This window comes from Pseudomonas sp. DTU_2021_1001937_2_SI_NGA_ILE_001 (assembly GCF_032463525.1).
In the GTDB taxonomy this organism is placed as follows: domain Bacteria; phylum Pseudomonadota; class Gammaproteobacteria; order Pseudomonadales; family Pseudomonadaceae; genus Aquipseudomonas.
On record NZ_CP135971.1, the window covers coordinates 861,376 to 877,568 of the forward strand.

Here is a 16,193-nt window from a genome sequence, read left to right on the forward strand (position 1 = left end):
TCTTTCCATCGAATCGCAACCCTTCAACTCACACACCCATGGAGATTCACAGATGCCTATCATCAACAGCCAAGTCAAACCGTTCAAAGCTACCGCTTTCAAAGACGGCAAGTTCGTTGACGTCTCGGATGCCGACCTGAAAGGCAAGTGGTCTGTGGTGTTCTTCTACCCAGCCGACTTCACCTTCGTCTGCCCGACCGAACTGGAAGACCTGGCTGACAACTACGCCGAGTTCCAGAAACTGGGCGTCGAGATCTACAGCGTTTCCACCGACACCCACTTCGCCCACGCTGCCTGGCACAACACCTCGCCAGCCATCGGCAAGATCAAGTACACCATGATCGGCGACCCAACCCTGGCCATTTCGCGCAACTTCGACGTGCTGATCGAAGAAGCCGGTCTGGCTGACCGCGGTACTTTCGTGATCAACCCTGAAGGCCAGATCAAGATCGTCGAAATCAACGACGGCGGTGTAGGCCGTGACGCTTCCGAGCTGCTGCGCAAGATCAAGGCTGCTCAGTACGTTGCCGCTCACCCGGGCGAAGTCTGCCCAGCCAAGTGGAAAGAAGGCGAGGCTACCCTGGCTCCTTCCCTGGACCTGGTCGGCAAGATCTGATCCGCATGAAGTCGATCGGGGCGCCGTACGCTAATCCGTAAACCCTAATCGCCCCGTCAAACGCCCGGGCGGTCATCGCCTGGGCGTTTTCATTTATAGGCATCGAAAGAACATGGCAGCGCCATCGCCGCCTGCTCGTTCGAGCCGTCAGCCTGAAGACAGGAAGCCGAAACATGTTGGACGCCAATCTTAAAGCCCAGTTGAAATCCTACCTGGAGCGGACTACTCGCCCCATCGAGATCCAGGCCTCCCTCGATGACGGCGCCAAGTCCCAGGAAATGCTCTCGCTGCTGCAAGACGTTGTCAGTGCCGGCAAGGACATCAGCCTGTCCACCGAGGGCACCGATGCGCGCACGCCATCCTTTACCCTGAACAGCCCCGGGCAGAACATCAGCCTGCGTTTCGCCGGTATCCCGATGGGGCATGAATTCACTTCGCTGGTCCTGGCCCTGCTGCAGGTCGGTGGTTACCCACCGAAAATCAGTGAAGAAACCATCGAGCAGGTGCGCGCCTTGCAGGGCGAGTTCCGCTTCGAAACCTATTTCTCGCAGTCCTGCCAGAACTGCCCGGACGTCGTCCAGGCACTCAACCTGATGGCAGTACTGAACCCTGGCATCAAGCATGTCGCCATCGACGGCGCGCTGTTCCAGGACGAAGTCACCGATCGCAAGATCATGTCGGTGCCCAGCATCTACCTCAACGGCGAAGTGTTCGGCCAGGGCCGCATGGGCCTGGAAGAAATCCTCGCCAAGATCGACACCGGTGCCAGTGCTCGCCAGGCCGACAAGCTCAACGCCAAGCAGGCCTTCGATGTGCTGGTGATCGGCGGCGGCCCTGCCGGTGCGGCAGCGGCGGTGTACTCGGCGCGCAAGGGCATCCGTACCGGTGTTGCAGCCGAGCGTTTCGGCGGGCAGGTGCTGGACACCATGGCCATCGAGAACTTCATCTCCGTGCAGCATACCGAGGGGCCGAAGCTGGCCGTGGCGCTCGAAGAGCACGTCAAGCAGTATGAAGTCGACATCATGAACCTGCAGCGCGCCGACCAGTTGATTCCTGGCAAGGACGGCGAGCTGCATGAAGTGAAGTTCGCCAGTGGCGCGAGCCTCAAGGCCAAGACCCTGATCCTGGCCACCGGTGCGCGCTGGCGTGAAATGAACGTGCCAGGCGAGAAGGAATACCGTAACCGTGGCGTGGCCTACTGCCCGCACTGCGATGGCCCGCTGTTCAAGGGCAAGCGCGTGGCGGTGATCGGCGGCGGCAACTCGGGTGTCGAGGCGGCCATCGACCTGGCCGGTATCGTTTCACATGTGACGCTGCTGGAATTCGACAGCAAGCTGCGCGCCGATGCGGTGTTGCAGCGCAAGCTCAACAGCCTGCCGAACGTCACGGTGTTGACCAGTGCGCAGACCACCGAAGTGACGGGGGACAGCGAGAAGGTCAACGGCCTGCGCTACAAGGATCGCGTCAGCGGCGAAGAGCAGCTCATCGAGCTGGAAGGTATCTTCGTACAGATCGGCTTGCTGCCCAACAGCGAATGGCTGAAGGGCGTCATCGAGCTGTCGCCGCGGGGCGAGATCGTCGTCGACCCGCGTGGCGAGACTTCGGTGCCAGGTGTATTCGCTGCCGGTGATGTGACGGTTGCGCCCTACAAGCAGATCATCATCGCCCTGGGCGAGGGCGCCAAGGCCTCGCTGAGCGCCTTCGATCACTTGATCCGCACCAGCGCTCCGGCCTGATCGACCCAGCGGTAAACAAAAAGCCCCGGTTGCGAAAGCAGCCGGGGCTTTTTCATGTCGGGCGCGCAGCCTGCGAACCTTGACCGGCACAGGCCACGCGTTGACGTTGCGGCACTTACAGCGGCGCAGGCTGGATGACTTCCACCCAGTAGCCGTCCGGATCCTTGATGAACGCCAGGTGATTCATGCGGCCGTCGGCCAGGCGCTTCTGGAAGGGCACGCCAAGTTGCTCGAAGCGCTCGCAGGCCGCGACCACGTCTGGCACCGATACGCAGATGTGACCGAAGCCGCGTGGGTCGCTGTTGCCATTGTGGTAAGCGAAGCCTGCGTCTTTCTCGGTGCCGTGGTTATGGGTCAGCTCCAGCACGCCGGGGATGGATTTCATCCACTGGTGGCGTGCCTCGTCGTCTTCCGGAATCTGTTGCTTGTCTACCAGGGCCAGGAAGTAAAGGCTGAATTCAGCCTCCGGGAAGTCGCGTTTGTCGACCAGGCTGAAGCCCAGTACGCGGGTGTAAAAGTCCAGCGAGGCGGTGATGTCCTTGACACGCAGCATGGTGTGGTTGAACACGAAACCCTGTGTGGCCGCTTCGGGCTGGGCGGTCACGCCTGGGAAGGTGTTGAGATCGTGCAGGCTCATGGATGTCTCCGGCTTGAGGTGTACAAAGTGCGCAATGATACGGGGCAGGGGGGCTCATGCAAACCGCTCTGCCTCTTGTTGTCGCGGTGCGACAGGCTCAGAATTTCCGCATCTCCTTTCGGTGCCTTGCCCCATGCCCAGTTTTCGCTTGCGTTCGATCTGCATCGCTTCCTTTCTTCTGGCCGGTGCCGGCTTGGCGCATGCCGAGGATGCGATGATTCTCTGGCCCGCCGGTTGGGACGTTCAGTCGCTGCCGGTAAGCGAGTCGGGCACGGAGCAGCCCACCGTCCAGCTCAGACAACGGGCGATCAAGAATGATCAGCGCGGTGAGCCGAGCATGGTGGTGGAGCTGACCCGATCGCGCCTGGTGCCGGGGCACGCGGTGAATGTCCAGGGCGTGCTGCTGGAGATGCGCAAGGCGGTACAGGTCGACTTTGCCCGAAGCGGCCTGCAAAGCGCCTGTACTCACGTACGAGAAGTCTCCCTGGGTGGCGTGCCGGGCATGGAAAGTACCTGCACCGTGACGCAGAACGGCGTGCACGTGATGACCCAGACCCTGGTGGCGGCAGCCGATGCCCAACAGGCGTGGTCGTTGTCTTATGCAGGGTCGGCGCAGGGCTACGCGCAGAACAAGGACGAGGTGCAGCGAATTCGTGACAGCTTGCGCCTGGGCGACGCCCGCTGAGCTTTTCAACAGGCAAAATAAAGCCCGCGTGTGCGGGCATGGGGTGCTAGTCCTTTAGCTGGTTGTATCTTGGATTACCTCGCGTGAAAAAAACGTGAAGCCAGCGCCTGCAGATCGAGGGATGCAGGTGCCGTCCATCGACATATCCGGAAATAGCCTACAGGGTTTCCGTAATTGTCTGATTGCCAATAATCTGTAGCGGCGAATTGTTTGAAGTTTCGCAACGCACTATTTTGCAGGCTGCAATGAAGGTTTATTGACGTCATAAATCTTGCGATGACGGAGATGTGACGCTGTCGACACTTTCACATTAGCGCGCAGCGCCGCTGCCTGCTCTGAGCGTGGGTGATGTATCGACCGATCCCGGCAACGGCTGTTAGCGGCGGGCCTGCTACTTGTCCTTACCTTTCGTGCGGTGTTCAGGCAACAGTGAAATGGTACGGATGTGACCTTTGGAAGGACGTTTTCTTCTGTTCGGCGGATAACTTTACCAGGCGAGAGGGCGCAAGTTGTGATGCAGTTCAATAACGTATCAGCAATAAAAAAGCCCTGCTAGGCAGGGCTTTGGCAGATCGATGCGGTCAAGCACGGACCCAGGAGTCGACAGTGTCTGCACCGTACTGTTCTTTCCAGGCCTTCAGGCCGCGGTGATTACCGCCTTTGGTTTCGATCAGTTCGCCGGTGTGTGGGTTCTGATACACCTTGACCACGCGGGCGCGACGGCGCTTAGGGCCTGCCGGTGCGGCAGCCAGGCTGGTGGCGCTGGCAGGATCGAGGATAGCGATGACATCGCGCAGGCTTTTGCCATAGCTCGCCATCAGCTCCTTGAGCTTCTGCTCGAATTCGATTTCTTTCTGAAGGCCGGCATCTTTCTTCAAGGCTTCCAGCTGGGCCAGCTGTTCTTGAAGGGCTTTCTCTGCGGCTCGAAACTCGGCAAGTCTGGACAAAAAACATACTCCGACAGTGTATTGGCTGTGATCAGCCGAACAAAGCGACAAGACAAAAAACTTTGACCGATTCGCTCATCTCATTTGCTGGCCGGTGGATCGATGCTGAAACTAAACGTTTCAGCTATCACTAACCGATGACAGCGCAGCCGTTAATCGGCTACGCAGTAATAATGCCCGTTTTTTCGAATTTAGCAAACTGTCTTGTGCATACCTTAATTGTATAGACACTTTCAGCTTGCTCGGAATGTGTTAACGGCGAGGGCGGGGTGTAAGTTATTTCTGATAATAACGGCGTGCGCCAGTGAGTCTTGACAGCCTTGACCGGGTTGCAATCAGTACGACCCGGCGTCTGTATCAGAGGCCCTGTTGCAGCGCCGGATCATCAGGATTCTGTTGTTCAAGTTCGGCCAACAATACCTGAACATTCTGTAACTGCCCGGCCTCGCGGGCATACTGAATCAACAATACCCGTGCTTTTCGGTTGGCCGGATGATTCTGCACAATCTGTTGCAATTGCTTCTGCGCGGCTTCCAGTTGTTCAAGATCGTGCAGGGCCAGTGCCAGGTCATAGTGATAATCGTCATTGTCCGGCGCCAGTTCCGACGCCCGGGCCAGGCTGAGTACCGCGAATTCAGCCTGTCCATGTTCGCGCAGCCACTTACCCAGGGCGTGTTGTAACTCTGGCGCATTCGGATGCTTCTCCAGCAGGGTGCGGAACGCTTGTCGGGCCTTGTCGGCCTGGCCCAGGTCATCGAGCAGTTCGACCCGCGCCATGCCGGTGGCCAGGTCGTCAGGCTGTAACTTCACCGCCTGCTCCATGCTGGCCAGCGCCTGTGCGCTTTTGCCTGTCTGCTGGTACAGGCGAGCGAGTTGCACCAGGTTCGAGGCACTGGGCGGTTGCCGGGCCAGGAAGGGTTGCAAGGATTCGGCGCTGTGCTGCAGTGCCGCGAAATACAGACCAAGGTCGTCCGGCGACAACGGCACAAGAGCCAGCGTCGCGGCCAGGCGTACCTGCATGTCGCTGTCGGTGAGCAAGGGGCCCAGCAGCACGGCCAGGTGATTATCCGGCAGCAGTCGCACTGCGCTCTGAATCGCCGCTTCGCGGACCGCCACGGACTCGTGGTCCAGGAGCGTGTCGAGCAATTTCAGCGCCTGCGGGCTGGGGTAGTGGGGCAGTTCGGCGAGCAAGGCGATCAGCCGCTCATCGGGCATGTCGTCGCGGACCAGTTGCTGGTAAAGCATGCGTGCGGCACCCGGCTTGCCGAGGCGGGCCTGCTCCAGGGCCTGGGCGTAGCTCTGGCTGGGATGGCTGGCCTTGGTCTGGCCATTGGGTTCGCTGCGCCAGATCAGCAAGACCAGCGCCAACAGGCAGATCAACGAAGCTGACAGCAGGGCGCTCATCCAGCGACGCGGCCGCTGGGGACTGGAGGAAGAATCTTTGCGCATACCGATATCCAATGCGTGACGCCATGCAGCTTCGAAGAGACGAAGACGGCTGTCAAATTCTGGATCGGGTCGCTACCTGACCGGGCCGACTGTCAACGCAGCATCAGCCAGTGGCATGACACAGCCTGGGGGCGTGCCGCAAGCAAGGGGCAAAAGCCCCTCGCTGTGGCCAAAGACAGACGGTCAGGCTTTCTGCCAGCCGCCGCCCAGCGCCTTGTAGATCGCCACGATGCCCTGGTACAGATCAATCTGCGCTTGGGCCTGGGCATCCTCGGCGGCCAGGCGCTCGCGCTCGGCATCCAGCAGCACCAGGAAATCCGCCGTGCCTTCGCGGTATTGCACCGAAGCCAGGCGTGCCGCCTCGCGGCTGGCCTCGCTCTGACGCAACAGGGCGAGTAGGCGTTGCTGGCGCTTGTCGTAGTCGCTGAAGGCGTTTTCCGACTCTTCCAGGGCCAGCAACACGTGCTGCTCATAGTTGGCCAGCGCGCCCTCGGCGTCGGCATCGGCGCCGCGAATCCGCGCCCGCACGCTGCCCAGGTCAAAGGCCGCCCAAGTGATGCTCGGACCCAGGCTCCAGGCCTTGGCCGCCTGTGAGCCAATCTGCGAACCACGGCCTGCGGTGAAGCCCAGGAAGCCGCTGAGGCTGACGCGTGGGAACAGGTCGGCGGTGGCCACGCCAATGCGGGCAGTGGCCGAAGCCAGTTGCCGCTCGGCCGCCCAGACATCCGGACGCTGGCGCAGCACCTGAGTCGGGTCACCCACCGCCAGGGTCTTGGCGATGGCCGGCAGCCCGGCCGGGCTCAAGTCGACGCTCAAGGCCTCGGGGCGCTCACCCAGCAGGGTGGCGATGCGGTTGCGCTGGCGCACCTGTTCGGCCTGCAGCTGCGGCACGCTGGCTTCCACCGCTGCCAGACGCGCATCGGCCCGCACCACGTCCAATTCGTTGCCGACGCCCGCGTCACGCAGTTGGGTGGTCACGGCGCGCGAGTCCTGCTGGTTCTTCAGGTTGTCACGGGCAATGGCTTCGCGCAGCTGGGCACCGCGCAGTTTGCCGTAGGCGTCCACCACGTCGGCGACCAGCGTCACCTGCAGTTGGTAGAGGTCCGCCTCGGCGGCCTGCTGGTCGGCGTCGCTGGCCTCCAGCTGGCGCTGGATGCGCCCGAACAGATCAACTTCCCAGGCCATGTCCAGGCCCAGGTCGTAGCGCTCGCTGTTAACCCGCTGTTCGGTCTGGCCAGGCACCTGGCCCTTGCCAACCTGGCCGCTGGCGCGGCTGGTGATCACCGGCATCGCGTCGTTGGCCACGTCGTCACGGATCGCCCGGGCCGCCTTGAGGCGGGCAAAGGCTACGCGCAAGTCGCGGTTGCCGGTCAGCGACTGCTCGACCAGGCGGTTCAGCGTGGGGTCGTCGAACTGCTGCCACCAGTTGGCCGCGCTGCGGCTGCGGTCATAGGCGGTTTTTGCGGCCTGGGCCTGTTCCAGTGCCAGGGGCTTGGCCGCCGGGGTGTCCGGGGTCTTGTAGTCCGGGCCGACGGCACAGGCCGCCAGCGCCAGGACCAGCAGGCTCGGGGCGAAGAGTTTCACGGCACTCATCAATGCGCCTCCACGGGCTGGGTCGGTTGTTGCGCGATGCGCGCGGCCTTGCGGGCTTCACGGCGCTCGACGAAGTTACGGATCAGGACATAGAACACCGGGGTCAGCAGCAGGCCGAAGAAGGTCACCCCGAGCATGCCGGAGAACACCGCCACACCCATGGCATGACGCATTTCCGCGCCCGCGCCGCTGGACAGCACCAGGGGCACCACACCCATGATGAACGCGAAGGAGGTCATCAGGATCGGCCGCAGACGCAGGCGGCAGGCTTCCAGCACCGCAGCCAGCGGATCCAGGCCCTCGGCCTGCTTGTCCTTGGCGAACTCGACGATCAGGATCGCGTTCTTGCATGCCAGGCCGACCAGTACGATCAGGCCGATCTGGGTGAAGATGTTGTTGTCGCTGCCGGCGATGATCACCCCGGCAATCGCCGAGAGCAGGGTCATCGGTACGATGAGGATCACGGCCAGGGGCAGGCTCCAGCTTTCGTACTGCGCGGCCAGCACCAGGAAGGCCAGCAGGACGCAGAGCGGGAAGACGAACAGCGCGGTGTTGCCGGCGAGGATCTGCTGGTAGGTCAGGTCCGTCCATTCGTAGGTCATGCCGTTGGGCAGTTCTTCCTTGAGCAGCTTGGCCATCGCCGCTTCGGCCTGGCCGGAGCTGTAGCCCGGTGCGGCGGCGCCGTTGATCTCGGCGGTGATGAAGCCGTTGTAGTGCATGACCCGGTCAGGGCCGGCGGTGTCGCTGACCTTGACGAAGGTCGCCAGTGGGATCATCTCGCCCAGGTTGTTACGCACCTTGAGCTGGCCGATCTGGTCGGCTTCCTGGCGGAACTGCTGTTCGGCCTGGACGTTGACCTGATACGTGCGGCCAAAGCGGTTGAAGTCGTTGGCGTACAACGAGCCCAGGTAGACCTGCAGGGTGTCGAAGATGTCGCTGATCGCCACGCCATGGGTCTTGGCCTTTTCGCGGTCGATGGCGGCGTCGACCTGCGGGACGTTCACCGTGTAGCTGGTGAACAGGCCGGCCAGTTCCGGCACGCTGCGGCTTTTGGCGATAACGTTCTGGGTTTCCTTGTACAGCGCTTCGTAGCCGAGGTTGCCACGGTCCTGCACCTGCAGACGGAAACCGCCGATGGTGCCCAGCCCCATGACCGGTGGTGGCGGGAAGATCGCCATGTAGGCGTCCTGGATCGACGCGAACTTGCCATTCAGTGCACCGGCAATGGCGTTGGCCGACAGGCTCGGGTCCTTGCGCTCATCGAAGGGCTTGAGCGTGACGAAGACGATGCCGTTGTTCGGGCTGTTGGTGAAGCCGTTGATCGACAGGCCGGGGAAGGCCACCGCGCTTTCCACGCCGGGTTGCTTGAGGGCGATGTCCGACATGCGCTTGATCACGTCTTCGGTGCGATCCAGGCTCGCGGCGTCCGGCAACTGGGCGAAGGCCACCAGGTACTGTTTGTCCTGGCTGGGAACGAAGCCGGTCGGGGTGCTGGAGAAGCCCACCCAGGTCAGCGCCATCAACCCGGCGTAGACCAGCATGGCAATGCCGCTGCGGCGGATCACCCGTCCCACGGTGCCGACGTAAGTGTGGCTGGCCTTGACGAACATCCGGTTGAAGGGTCGGAACAGCCAGCCGCCCAGCAGCCTGTCGAGCAGGCGCGAGAAGCGGTCCTTGGGCGCATCGTGCCCCTTCAGCAGTACCGCAGCCAGCGCCGGCGACAGGGTCAGCGAGTTGAAGGCGGAGATCACCGTGGAAATGGCGATGGTCAGGGCGAACTGCTTGTAGAACTGCCCGGTAAGGCCGGAAATGAACGCCGCGGGTACGAACACCGCGCACAGCACCAGGGCGGTGGCGATGATCGGTCCGGTCACTTCGCCCATGGCCTTGTGCGTTGCCGCCACCGGCTCCAGACCCAGCTCGATGTTTCGCTCGACGTTCTCCACCACCACGATGGCATCGTCCACCACGATACCGATGGCCAGTACCAGGCCGAACAGCGACAGGGCGTTGAACGAGAAGCCGAACAGGTGCATGACGGCAAAGGTGCCGATCAACGAGACCGGTACGGCGGCCAGCGGAATGATCGAGGCGCGCCAGGTCTGCAGGAACAGGATCACCACCAGCACGACCAGAATCAGCGCTTCGAACAGGGTGTGGATCACCGCCTCGATGGAGCCGCGTACGAAGATGGTCGGGTCATAGACGATCGAGTAGTCCATGCCCTGGGGGAATTCCTTCTTCAGCTCGGCCATGCGCGCCCTGACTTCGTTGGAGATGTCGATGGCGTTGGAGCCGGGGCGCTGGAAGATCGGCAGGGCCACTGCCGGCTTGTTGTCGAGCAGCGAGCGCAGGGCGTATTGATTGGAACCCAGCTCGACCCGCGCGACGTCTTTCAGGCGCGTGATCTCGCCGTTGGCGCCGGCACGAATGACGATGTTCTCGAATTCTTCCTCTGTCACCAGGCGACCCTGGGTGTTGATCGACATCTGGAAGCTGGTGGCGTTGGGCGAGGGCGGCGCGCCCAGCTGGCCGGCGGCGACCTGGCGGTTCTGTTCGCGAATGGCGTTGACCACGTCGGTGGCGGTCAGGTTGCGCGAGGCGGTCTTGTTCGGGTCCAGCCACACGCGCAGCGAGTAGTCGCCCATGCCGAACAACTGCACGTCGCCCACACCGTTCAGGCGGGCCAGTTCATCCTTGATGTTGAGCACCGCGTAGTTCGACAGGTAGAGCATGTCGTAGCGGTCATCCGGCGAGGTCAGGTGCACGACCATGGTCAGGTCGGGCGAGGCCTTGTCCACCGTGATACCGATACGGGTGACTTCCTCGGGCAGCTTGGGCTCGGTGCGCGTCACGCGGTTCTGCACCTGCACCTGGGCGTTGTCCAGGTCGGTACCCAGGGCGAAGGTGATGGTCAGGGTCATCTTGCCGTCGGCGGTGGCCTGAGACGACATGTACAGCATGTTCTCTACGCCGGTGATCGCCTGTTCCAGCGGCGAGGCGACGGTTTCGCCGATCACCTTGGGGTTGGCGCCGGGGAAATTGGCACGCACCACCACGGTGGGCGGCACCACTTCCGGGTATTCGCTGATCGGCAGCTTGAACAGCGAGATCGACCCGGCAATGAGGATCAGCAGCGATAGCACGGCGGCGAAGATCGGCCGTGAAATGAAAAAGGTCGAAAAATTCATCGGTCGGGTCCCTTAGCCGCGCGGCGCATTGGCGCTGGCGAGCTTGACGTTGGCCTGGTTCTTGGCAGGCGTGCTGTTGCTGGCTTCGAGGGCTTCACGCTGCTGACGCAGGGCGGCGAGGGTCTTTTCGCTGGCCATCGGCATGACTTCCGGGTCAACGGGCTGGCCTGGACGTACACGCTGCAGCCCCTTGACCACGATGGTGTCGTCCTTGGCCAGGCCGCTGCGCACGATACGCAGGCCTTCAAGCTTCGGACCCAGCTCCACCGGGCGATAGGCCGGGGTGTTGTTCTTGTCCATCACCAGCACGTACTTCTTGCCCAGGTCGGTGCCGACCGCGTCGTCCTGGATCAGCACCGCCGAGTAAGTGGCGCTGCCGACCAGCTTCAGGCGGGCATACAGGCCCGGGGTGAAGAAACCGTCGCGATTGTCGAACACGGCACGGCCACGGATGGTGCCGGTGCGCGGGTTGACCTGGTTATCGACAAAGTTCATCTGCCCCTGGTGCGGGTTGTCCGGCTCATTGGTCAGGCCCAGGTAGACCGGGGTGCTCTGGCCGCGCTGCCCCTGGCGCGCCAATTCGTTGTACTTGAGGAACACGCGCTCATCGGCATCGAAATAGGCGTACACCTTGTCGGTGGACACCACGCTGGTCAGCGGCGTGACGTCGGCGGTGACGATGTTGCCGGTGGTGATCTCGGCGCGGCTGACCCGACCACTGATCGGTGCAGTGACGCGGGTGAAGCTGAGATTCAGACGCGCCAGGTCCAGTTGCGCCTGAATGGCGGCGACGCCGGCACGGGCTTCCTGGGCCGCCGTGGTGCGCGAGTCGGCCAGCTCGGCGGAAATGGCGTTGTTGGCACGCAGGCGGTCACCGCGCTGGGCTTCGTTTTCGCTGCGATTGGCGACGGCGCGGGCTTGTTGCAACTGGGCTTCGAGGCGACGGACCTCGGCCTGGAACGGGCGTGGGTCGATCTGGAACAACAGGTCGCCTTTCTTCACCAGCGCGCCGTCGGTGAAGGCCACCTGGTCGATCTGCCCCGACACGCGTGGGCGAACTTCGACAGTCTCCGGGGCTTCCAGGCGGCCGGTGAACTCGTCCCATTCGTTGATCGGCTGTTCCAGCACCTTGGCCACGCTGACCTTGGGGGCAGCAGGCGCGACCGTGGCTTCCGGTGCACGACCGCAGGCGGTGAGCACCACCAGGGCCAAGGCGGTGAGGGGGTAACGTAAGTGTTGGAGGGACTGAGCCATGGAGAATCCGCCGCAGATTAGGTTTATTGATGGGCGGATTCTGTTGGTGGGCCCCACTATTAACGAATCGAATGGGACGAAGGTTATTATCGATCTGAATGATGCAAGCGGCACCCTGAGGGTGCCGCTTCATCCTAGGCCACGAAGAACGTGACCGGCAGGGTCGAGCAGAGGCTCAGCGCACGGCTTCAGCCTGGTTCATCGCCGTGCCGCGTAGCGCTGCCATGTACACCAGCAGGCCCAGTAGCGCGGTGGCCGCACCGACATAACCGGTGGCGGTCCAGCCCCAGCCAGCAGCAATGGCCATGCCACCCAGCCACGGACCCAGGGCATTGGCCAGGTTGAAGGCCGCATGGTTGGACGCCGCCGCCAGGGTCTGCGCGCCCTTGGCGATGTCCATCAGCCGAGTCTGCAGCACCGGACCCAGGGCGATCATCGAGCCGACGCAAGCGATGCCGACCAGCAGCGAGCCGATCGACTGGGCGGCGAGCGGGAAGGCCAGCAGCACGATGATCGACCAGACCAGCACGATGCCGATGGCCCGCACGCCAAAGCGGTCGAACAACCGGCCGCCGACGATGTTGCCCAATACCGCGCCGCCGCCGAAGCTGGCCAGGGCAGCAGGAATCCAGGCCTGAGACGCCCCCGTCACCTCCAACAGGGTCGGTGCCAGGTAGCTGAACACGCAGAACATGCCGGCGAAGCCTACCGAAGCGATCAGCAACAGCAGGCCGATCTGCGGCTTGCAGAAGGCCTTGAGTTCGTGACGAACACTGGTGGCTTCGGGTTTGGGGCCGCCGGGCAACAGCAGGTAGACCAGCACGCTGGTCACCGCGGCGATCATCGCCACCAGCACGAAGGCGTAGCGCCAGTCGAGGATCTGCCCCAGCCAGGTGGCCAGCGGGTTGCCGATCAGCATTGCCAGGGTCAGGCCCATCATGACCGCACTGACGGCTGCGCCGCGCTTGTGCAGCGGGCTGATCGACGCGGCTGCCAGCGCCGCGACACCGAAATAGGCGCCGTGGGGCAGGCCGCTGACGAAACGCGCGAGCATGGCGCCGTGGTAGTCGCTGACCATGGCGCTGGCCAGGTTGGCCAGGGCATAGAACAGCATCAGTGAAACCAGCAGCGCCTTGCGTGTCAGGCGGCTGCCGAGCATCGCCAGCACGGGGGCGCCGACGACGACGCCGAGGGCATAGGCGCTGATCAGATGGCCCACCTGCTGCTCGTTGACCGCCAGACCATGGGCGACCTCGGGCAACAGGCCCATGATCACGAATTCGCTGGTGCCGATGGCGAAACTGCCCATCGACAGCGCCAGCAGAATCAGCAGCCGCAGGCCGGCGCTGGGTGGGTTGTCATTGCTGATTGACACGAATTGACCTCATCGGTGAAGAACGGGCAAAGGCGCATATCGGCGCCGAGGGGCGCAAACCATACGTGATCCGACCGCGCTCGTCATGCCTGAGAGCGTCCTGTCCGGATAGCGCCATGGCAGCTTCGACCGCTCTACGGCGCCGGGGTTGCGCTGCCAGGGCGCATTGGCCTGGCAGCACCGGCGTCAGCGCTTTGGCCTTCGTGGGAACGAGCTTGCTCGTGATGGCGGCGTCATGCTCGTGACAAATGCAGTGACCTTGCCGGCCCTTTCGCGAGCAAGCTCCAGCAAGGTGCGAGGGCGCCTGCAGTCGGGGGAGGGGCCTTGCGTAGCGGTGGCCGCTCTGCTCAGAAGCGGCCACGGTGCCGGGGAGGCAGGAAGGTTCAGGCTGCCCGGTCGGCCTTGCGCAGCACCTTGAAACCGTGGGTGCCATCGCGGTCCAGCTGGGCGATCAGGCCGAACTCCCAGTCCAGGTAGCCCTGCATGGCTTCGCGTGGGTTGTCGGTGCCCTCGTAGGGGCGCCGGTAGCGATCGGTACGTGGTACGGCCAGGTGGCTTTCACCACTTTCCAGTGCCTTGCCTGCGGCGATCCACGCCGCCGTGCCGCCGGCCAGCACGTACACCGGCACCTGGGTCAGCGCCTGCAGGTCGATGGCGGCAAAACGCGCCAGCAGGCTGCTGCCACAGGTCACCACATAGCGCTCGGCCACTGGCAAGCGTTCCAGCGCCTGGGGCAACTGCGCACGAATCGCCCAATGTGCGCCAGGGATATGGCGCTTGACGTAGTTGGCGCTGGTGGTGAAGTCCAGCAGCACGGTGCCGGGTTCCTGCAACCAGGTTTCCAGTTGCCCGGTGCCGATCTCGGTGACCGATGGCAAGGCCGGCAAGGGGGCTTGCCAGTCGCCGCGCTCGCTGAAGTCGACCGCCGAGAGCCCGTCCAGTACCGCCACCTCCCAGCCCATCTGCGCCAGCCATGACGCGCTCATGTTGGCCCGTACGCCGTCGTCGTCGAGCAGCACGATGCGTGCCCCACGTACGCTGGCGACGTGATCGGTCTCCTGGACCAACTGGCCGCCTGGCACCGAGCGGCTGCCCGGCAGGTGGCCGTTGGCGTATTCCTCTGGCGTGCGCACATCGAACAGGTAGGTGGTGCGCCGCGCTTCGGCCTGCCAGGCGCTCAGCGTCGTGCGGTCCAGGCGTTTCACGCCGGCCTGGTCGGCCACCGTTCTGGCGCGTCGGGCGGCGTTCTCGCGGGTATGTTCAGCCACTTCACCGAAGCGGCGTTCCTGCCCATGGGCCAGTTGCTGACCGGCGAGGGTCCAGCCGATGGTGCCGTTGCGCAGGGCAGCGACCGGGTTGGGAATACCCGCGTTGACCAGCGACTGGGTGCCGATGATGCTGCGCGTACGCCCGGCGCAGTTGACGATCACCTGGGTCTTCGGATTCGGCGCCAGCTCGGCGACGCGCAGTACCAGCTCGGCGCCCGGCACGCTGATGCCACCGGGGATGCTCATGGTCTGGTATTCGTCGAAGCGCCGCGCATCGAGCACCACCACGTCGGCCTGCTCATCGAGCAGTGCCTGCACCTGCTCGGCGGCCAGTGACGGGGTATGGCAGGCGCTTTCGACCAGTTCGCCGAACGCCTTGCTGGGCACGTTGACGTCGCGGAACAGCTCACCGCCTGCGGCGCGCCAGCCGGCCAGGCCACCTTCGAGCAAGGCCACGTCGCTGTAGCCCAGCGCCTGCAGGCGCTGCGCTGCCAGCTCGGCCAGACCTTCGCCGTCGTCGTACAGGGTGATGGCGGTATCGCGGCGCGGCACCCGCGCGTAGATCTCCAGCTCCAGGCGCGACAGCGGAATGTTGGCGGCGAACAGCGGATGTTCCTGGGCGAAGGGGTCTTCTTCGCGCACATCGATCAGGGCCAGTTCTTCATGGGCCAGCAGAGCCTGGCGAATATCTTGGAAACGACGGGTCATGGGGCAGGATTCTCTTTGGACAGGTCCCAGATATTGGGCAGATGACGGTTGGAATAACCGGAAATGAACGGCTTCTCGCTGCCGTCGGGCAGGTACACCGCACGGCTCACGGCGCCGATGTTGGCGCCGTACACATGAATGCTGATCGACACGCGGTCGTCGAAGGCGTTGCTGACCTGGTGGATGTCACCGATGCGCGGCGACACGGCTTCCACCTGGCCGGGTTCCAGGCGCACGGCGTCGCCCTGCGGCACCAGCAGGCCCTCGGTGGTGCGCGAGTAGCCCTGGGAGTGTTCGGCGCCGCGCAGCATGCCGATCAGTCCCCAGACCCGATGGTCGTGGATCGGTGTGCGTTGGCCGGGGCCCCAGACGAAACTGACCACTGAAAAGCGCTGCCGACCATCGCCGTGCAGCAGGTACTGCTGGTAGCGCTCGGGGTCGGGCCGGGCGAGTTCATCCGGCAGCCAATCGTCATGGCTGACCAGGCTGCGCAGCAGGGCCTGGCCCTGATCGAGGAGGGCGGCTTCGTCCGCTGTGCGGTCGAGCAGTTCGGACAAGGCGGCGATGAAATGACGCAGGCGCTCGAGGCGCGGCGGTGGGCTCATTGGGGTGGCTCGCTGACGATTTACGCTCACCCTAACAAAGCGGATAAATATTCTACAAATTCAAAATAATTATAAGTAAATATGCATACTGCGCATTTAAAGCCGTCTTTCGCCGGGCTGCCGAGCGGG

Annotated in this window: 12 protein-coding genes; 3 read left to right on the forward strand and 9 right to left on the reverse strand. The window is 63.4% G+C overall.

The window, feature by feature from the left end; all coding sequences use genetic code 11:
* Positions 1-52 precede the first annotated feature (52 nt).
* Positions 53-616: an alkyl hydroperoxide reductase subunit C gene (gene ahpC, locus RRX38_RS03865; RefSeq protein WP_295475545.1), complete on the forward strand. Its 564-nt coding sequence runs from the start codon at positions 53-55 to the stop codon at positions 614-616.
* A gap of 173 nt (positions 617-789) precedes the next feature.
* Positions 790-2,352 carry an alkyl hydroperoxide reductase subunit F gene (ahpF, locus tag RRX38_RS03870; protein WP_315961615.1) on the forward strand — a complete coding sequence of 521 codons (1,563 nt, stop codon included), beginning with the start codon at positions 790-792 and terminating at the stop codon, positions 2,350-2,352.
* 115 nt (positions 2,353-2,467) lie between these two features.
* On the opposite strand, the gene gloA is transcribed toward ahpF, so the two are convergent.
* Positions 2,468-2,989, reverse strand: coding sequence for a lactoylglutathione lyase (gene gloA / locus RRX38_RS03875; RefSeq protein WP_315961616.1), 522 nt, complete (start codon positions 2,987-2,989; stop codon positions 2,468-2,470).
* Positions 2,990-3,122: 133 nt separating this feature from the next.
* On the opposite strand from gloA, the gene RRX38_RS03880 reads away from it, so the two are divergent.
* Positions 3,123-3,674, forward strand: a complete 552-nt coding sequence (locus tag RRX38_RS03880) for a DUF4946 domain-containing protein (RefSeq protein WP_295475538.1) — start codon at positions 3,123-3,125, stop codon at positions 3,672-3,674.
* Between the two features lie 581 nt (positions 3,675-4,255).
* Here the strand turns inward: RRX38_RS03880 and RRX38_RS03885 are convergent.
* The 8 genes from RRX38_RS03885 to RRX38_RS03920 form a co-directional block, all read right to left on the reverse strand.
* On the reverse strand, positions 4,256-4,621 hold the full coding sequence (locus RRX38_RS03885) for a histone-like nucleoid-structuring protein, MvaT/MvaU family (protein ID WP_295475590.1): 366 nt from the start codon (positions 4,619-4,621) through the stop codon (positions 4,256-4,258).
* Between the two features lie 357 nt (positions 4,622-4,978).
* Positions 4,979-6,025 carry a tetratricopeptide repeat protein gene (locus RRX38_RS03890; protein WP_315962631.1) on the reverse strand — a complete coding sequence of 349 codons (1,047 nt, stop codon included), beginning with the start codon at positions 6,023-6,025 and terminating at the stop codon, positions 4,979-4,981.
* Between the two features lie 228 nt (positions 6,026-6,253).
* Positions 6,254-7,663, reverse strand: coding sequence for an efflux transporter outer membrane subunit (locus tag RRX38_RS03895; protein ID WP_295475534.1), 1,410 nt, complete (start codon positions 7,661-7,663; stop codon positions 6,254-6,256).
* Positions 7,663-10,854, reverse strand: a complete 3,192-nt coding sequence (locus tag RRX38_RS03900) for an efflux RND transporter permease subunit (RefSeq protein ID WP_295475531.1) — start codon at positions 10,852-10,854, stop codon at positions 7,663-7,665. The genes RRX38_RS03895 and RRX38_RS03900 overlap by 1 nt, the downstream gene beginning before the upstream one ends.
* A 12-nt stretch (positions 10,855-10,866) precedes the next feature.
* Positions 10,867-12,108: a multidrug efflux RND transporter periplasmic adaptor subunit MexE gene (gene mexE, locus RRX38_RS03905; protein ID WP_315961617.1), complete on the reverse strand. Its 1,242-nt coding sequence runs from the start codon at positions 12,106-12,108 to the stop codon at positions 10,867-10,869.
* 175 nt (positions 12,109-12,283) lie between these two features.
* Complete coding sequence (locus tag RRX38_RS03910; RefSeq protein ID WP_315962632.1) at positions 12,284-13,417, reverse strand: MFS transporter; 1,134 nt, start codon at positions 13,415-13,417, stop codon at positions 12,284-12,286.
* Between the two features lie 449 nt (positions 13,418-13,866).
* Positions 13,867-15,459, reverse strand: coding sequence for a rhodanese-related sulfurtransferase (locus RRX38_RS03915; RefSeq protein WP_315961618.1), 1,593 nt, complete (start codon positions 15,457-15,459; stop codon positions 13,867-13,869).
* The gene (locus RRX38_RS03920; protein ID WP_295475523.1) at positions 15,456-16,064 is read right to left on the reverse strand and encodes a cysteine dioxygenase; all 609 of its coding nucleotides are present in this window, start codon (positions 16,062-16,064) and stop codon (positions 15,456-15,458) included. The genes RRX38_RS03915 and RRX38_RS03920 overlap by 4 nt, the downstream gene beginning before the upstream one ends.
* Between the last annotated feature and the right edge of the window lie 129 nt (positions 16,065-16,193).

What these genes read in the sequence shown, in the direction of transcription:
- RRX38_RS03915 (WP_315961618.1), bottom strand. Translation starts at nt 15,459, where the DNA reads ATGACCCGTCGTTTCCAAGATATTCGCCAGGCTCTGCTGGCCCATGAA.
- gloA (WP_315961616.1), bottom strand. Translation starts at nt 2,989, where the DNA reads ATGAGCCTGCACGATCTCAACACCTTCCCAGGCGTGACCGCCCAGCCC.
- ahpF (WP_315961615.1), top strand. Translation starts at nt 790, where the DNA reads ATGTTGGACGCCAATCTTAAAGCCCAGTTGAAATCCTACCTGGAGCGG.
- RRX38_RS03910 (WP_315962632.1), bottom strand. Translation starts at nt 13,417, where the DNA reads ATGGGCAGTTTCGCCATCGGCACCAGCGAATTCGTGATCATGGGCCTG.
- RRX38_RS03880 (WP_295475538.1), top strand. Translation starts at nt 3,123, where the DNA reads ATGCCCAGTTTTCGCTTGCGTTCGATCTGCATCGCTTCCTTTCTTCTG.
- RRX38_RS03890 (WP_315962631.1), bottom strand. Translation starts at nt 6,025, where the DNA reads ATGAGCGCCCTGCTGTCAGCTTCGTTGATCTGCCTGTTGGCGCTGGTC.
- RRX38_RS03895 (WP_295475534.1), bottom strand. Translation starts at nt 7,663, where the DNA reads ATGAGTGCCGTGAAACTCTTCGCCCCGAGCCTGCTGGTCCTGGCGCTG.
- RRX38_RS03900 (WP_295475531.1), bottom strand. Translation starts at nt 10,854, where the DNA reads ATGAATTTTTCGACCTTTTTCATTTCACGGCCGATCTTCGCCGCCGTG.
- RRX38_RS03920 (WP_295475523.1), bottom strand. Translation starts at nt 16,064, where the DNA reads ATGAGCCCACCGCCGCGCCTCGAGCGCCTGCGTCATTTCATCGCCGCC.
- mexE (WP_315961617.1), bottom strand. Translation starts at nt 12,108, where the DNA reads ATGGCTCAGTCCCTCCAACACTTACGTTACCCCCTCACCGCCTTGGCC.
- ahpC (WP_295475545.1), top strand. Translation starts at nt 53, where the DNA reads ATGCCTATCATCAACAGCCAAGTCAAACCGTTCAAAGCTACCGCTTTC.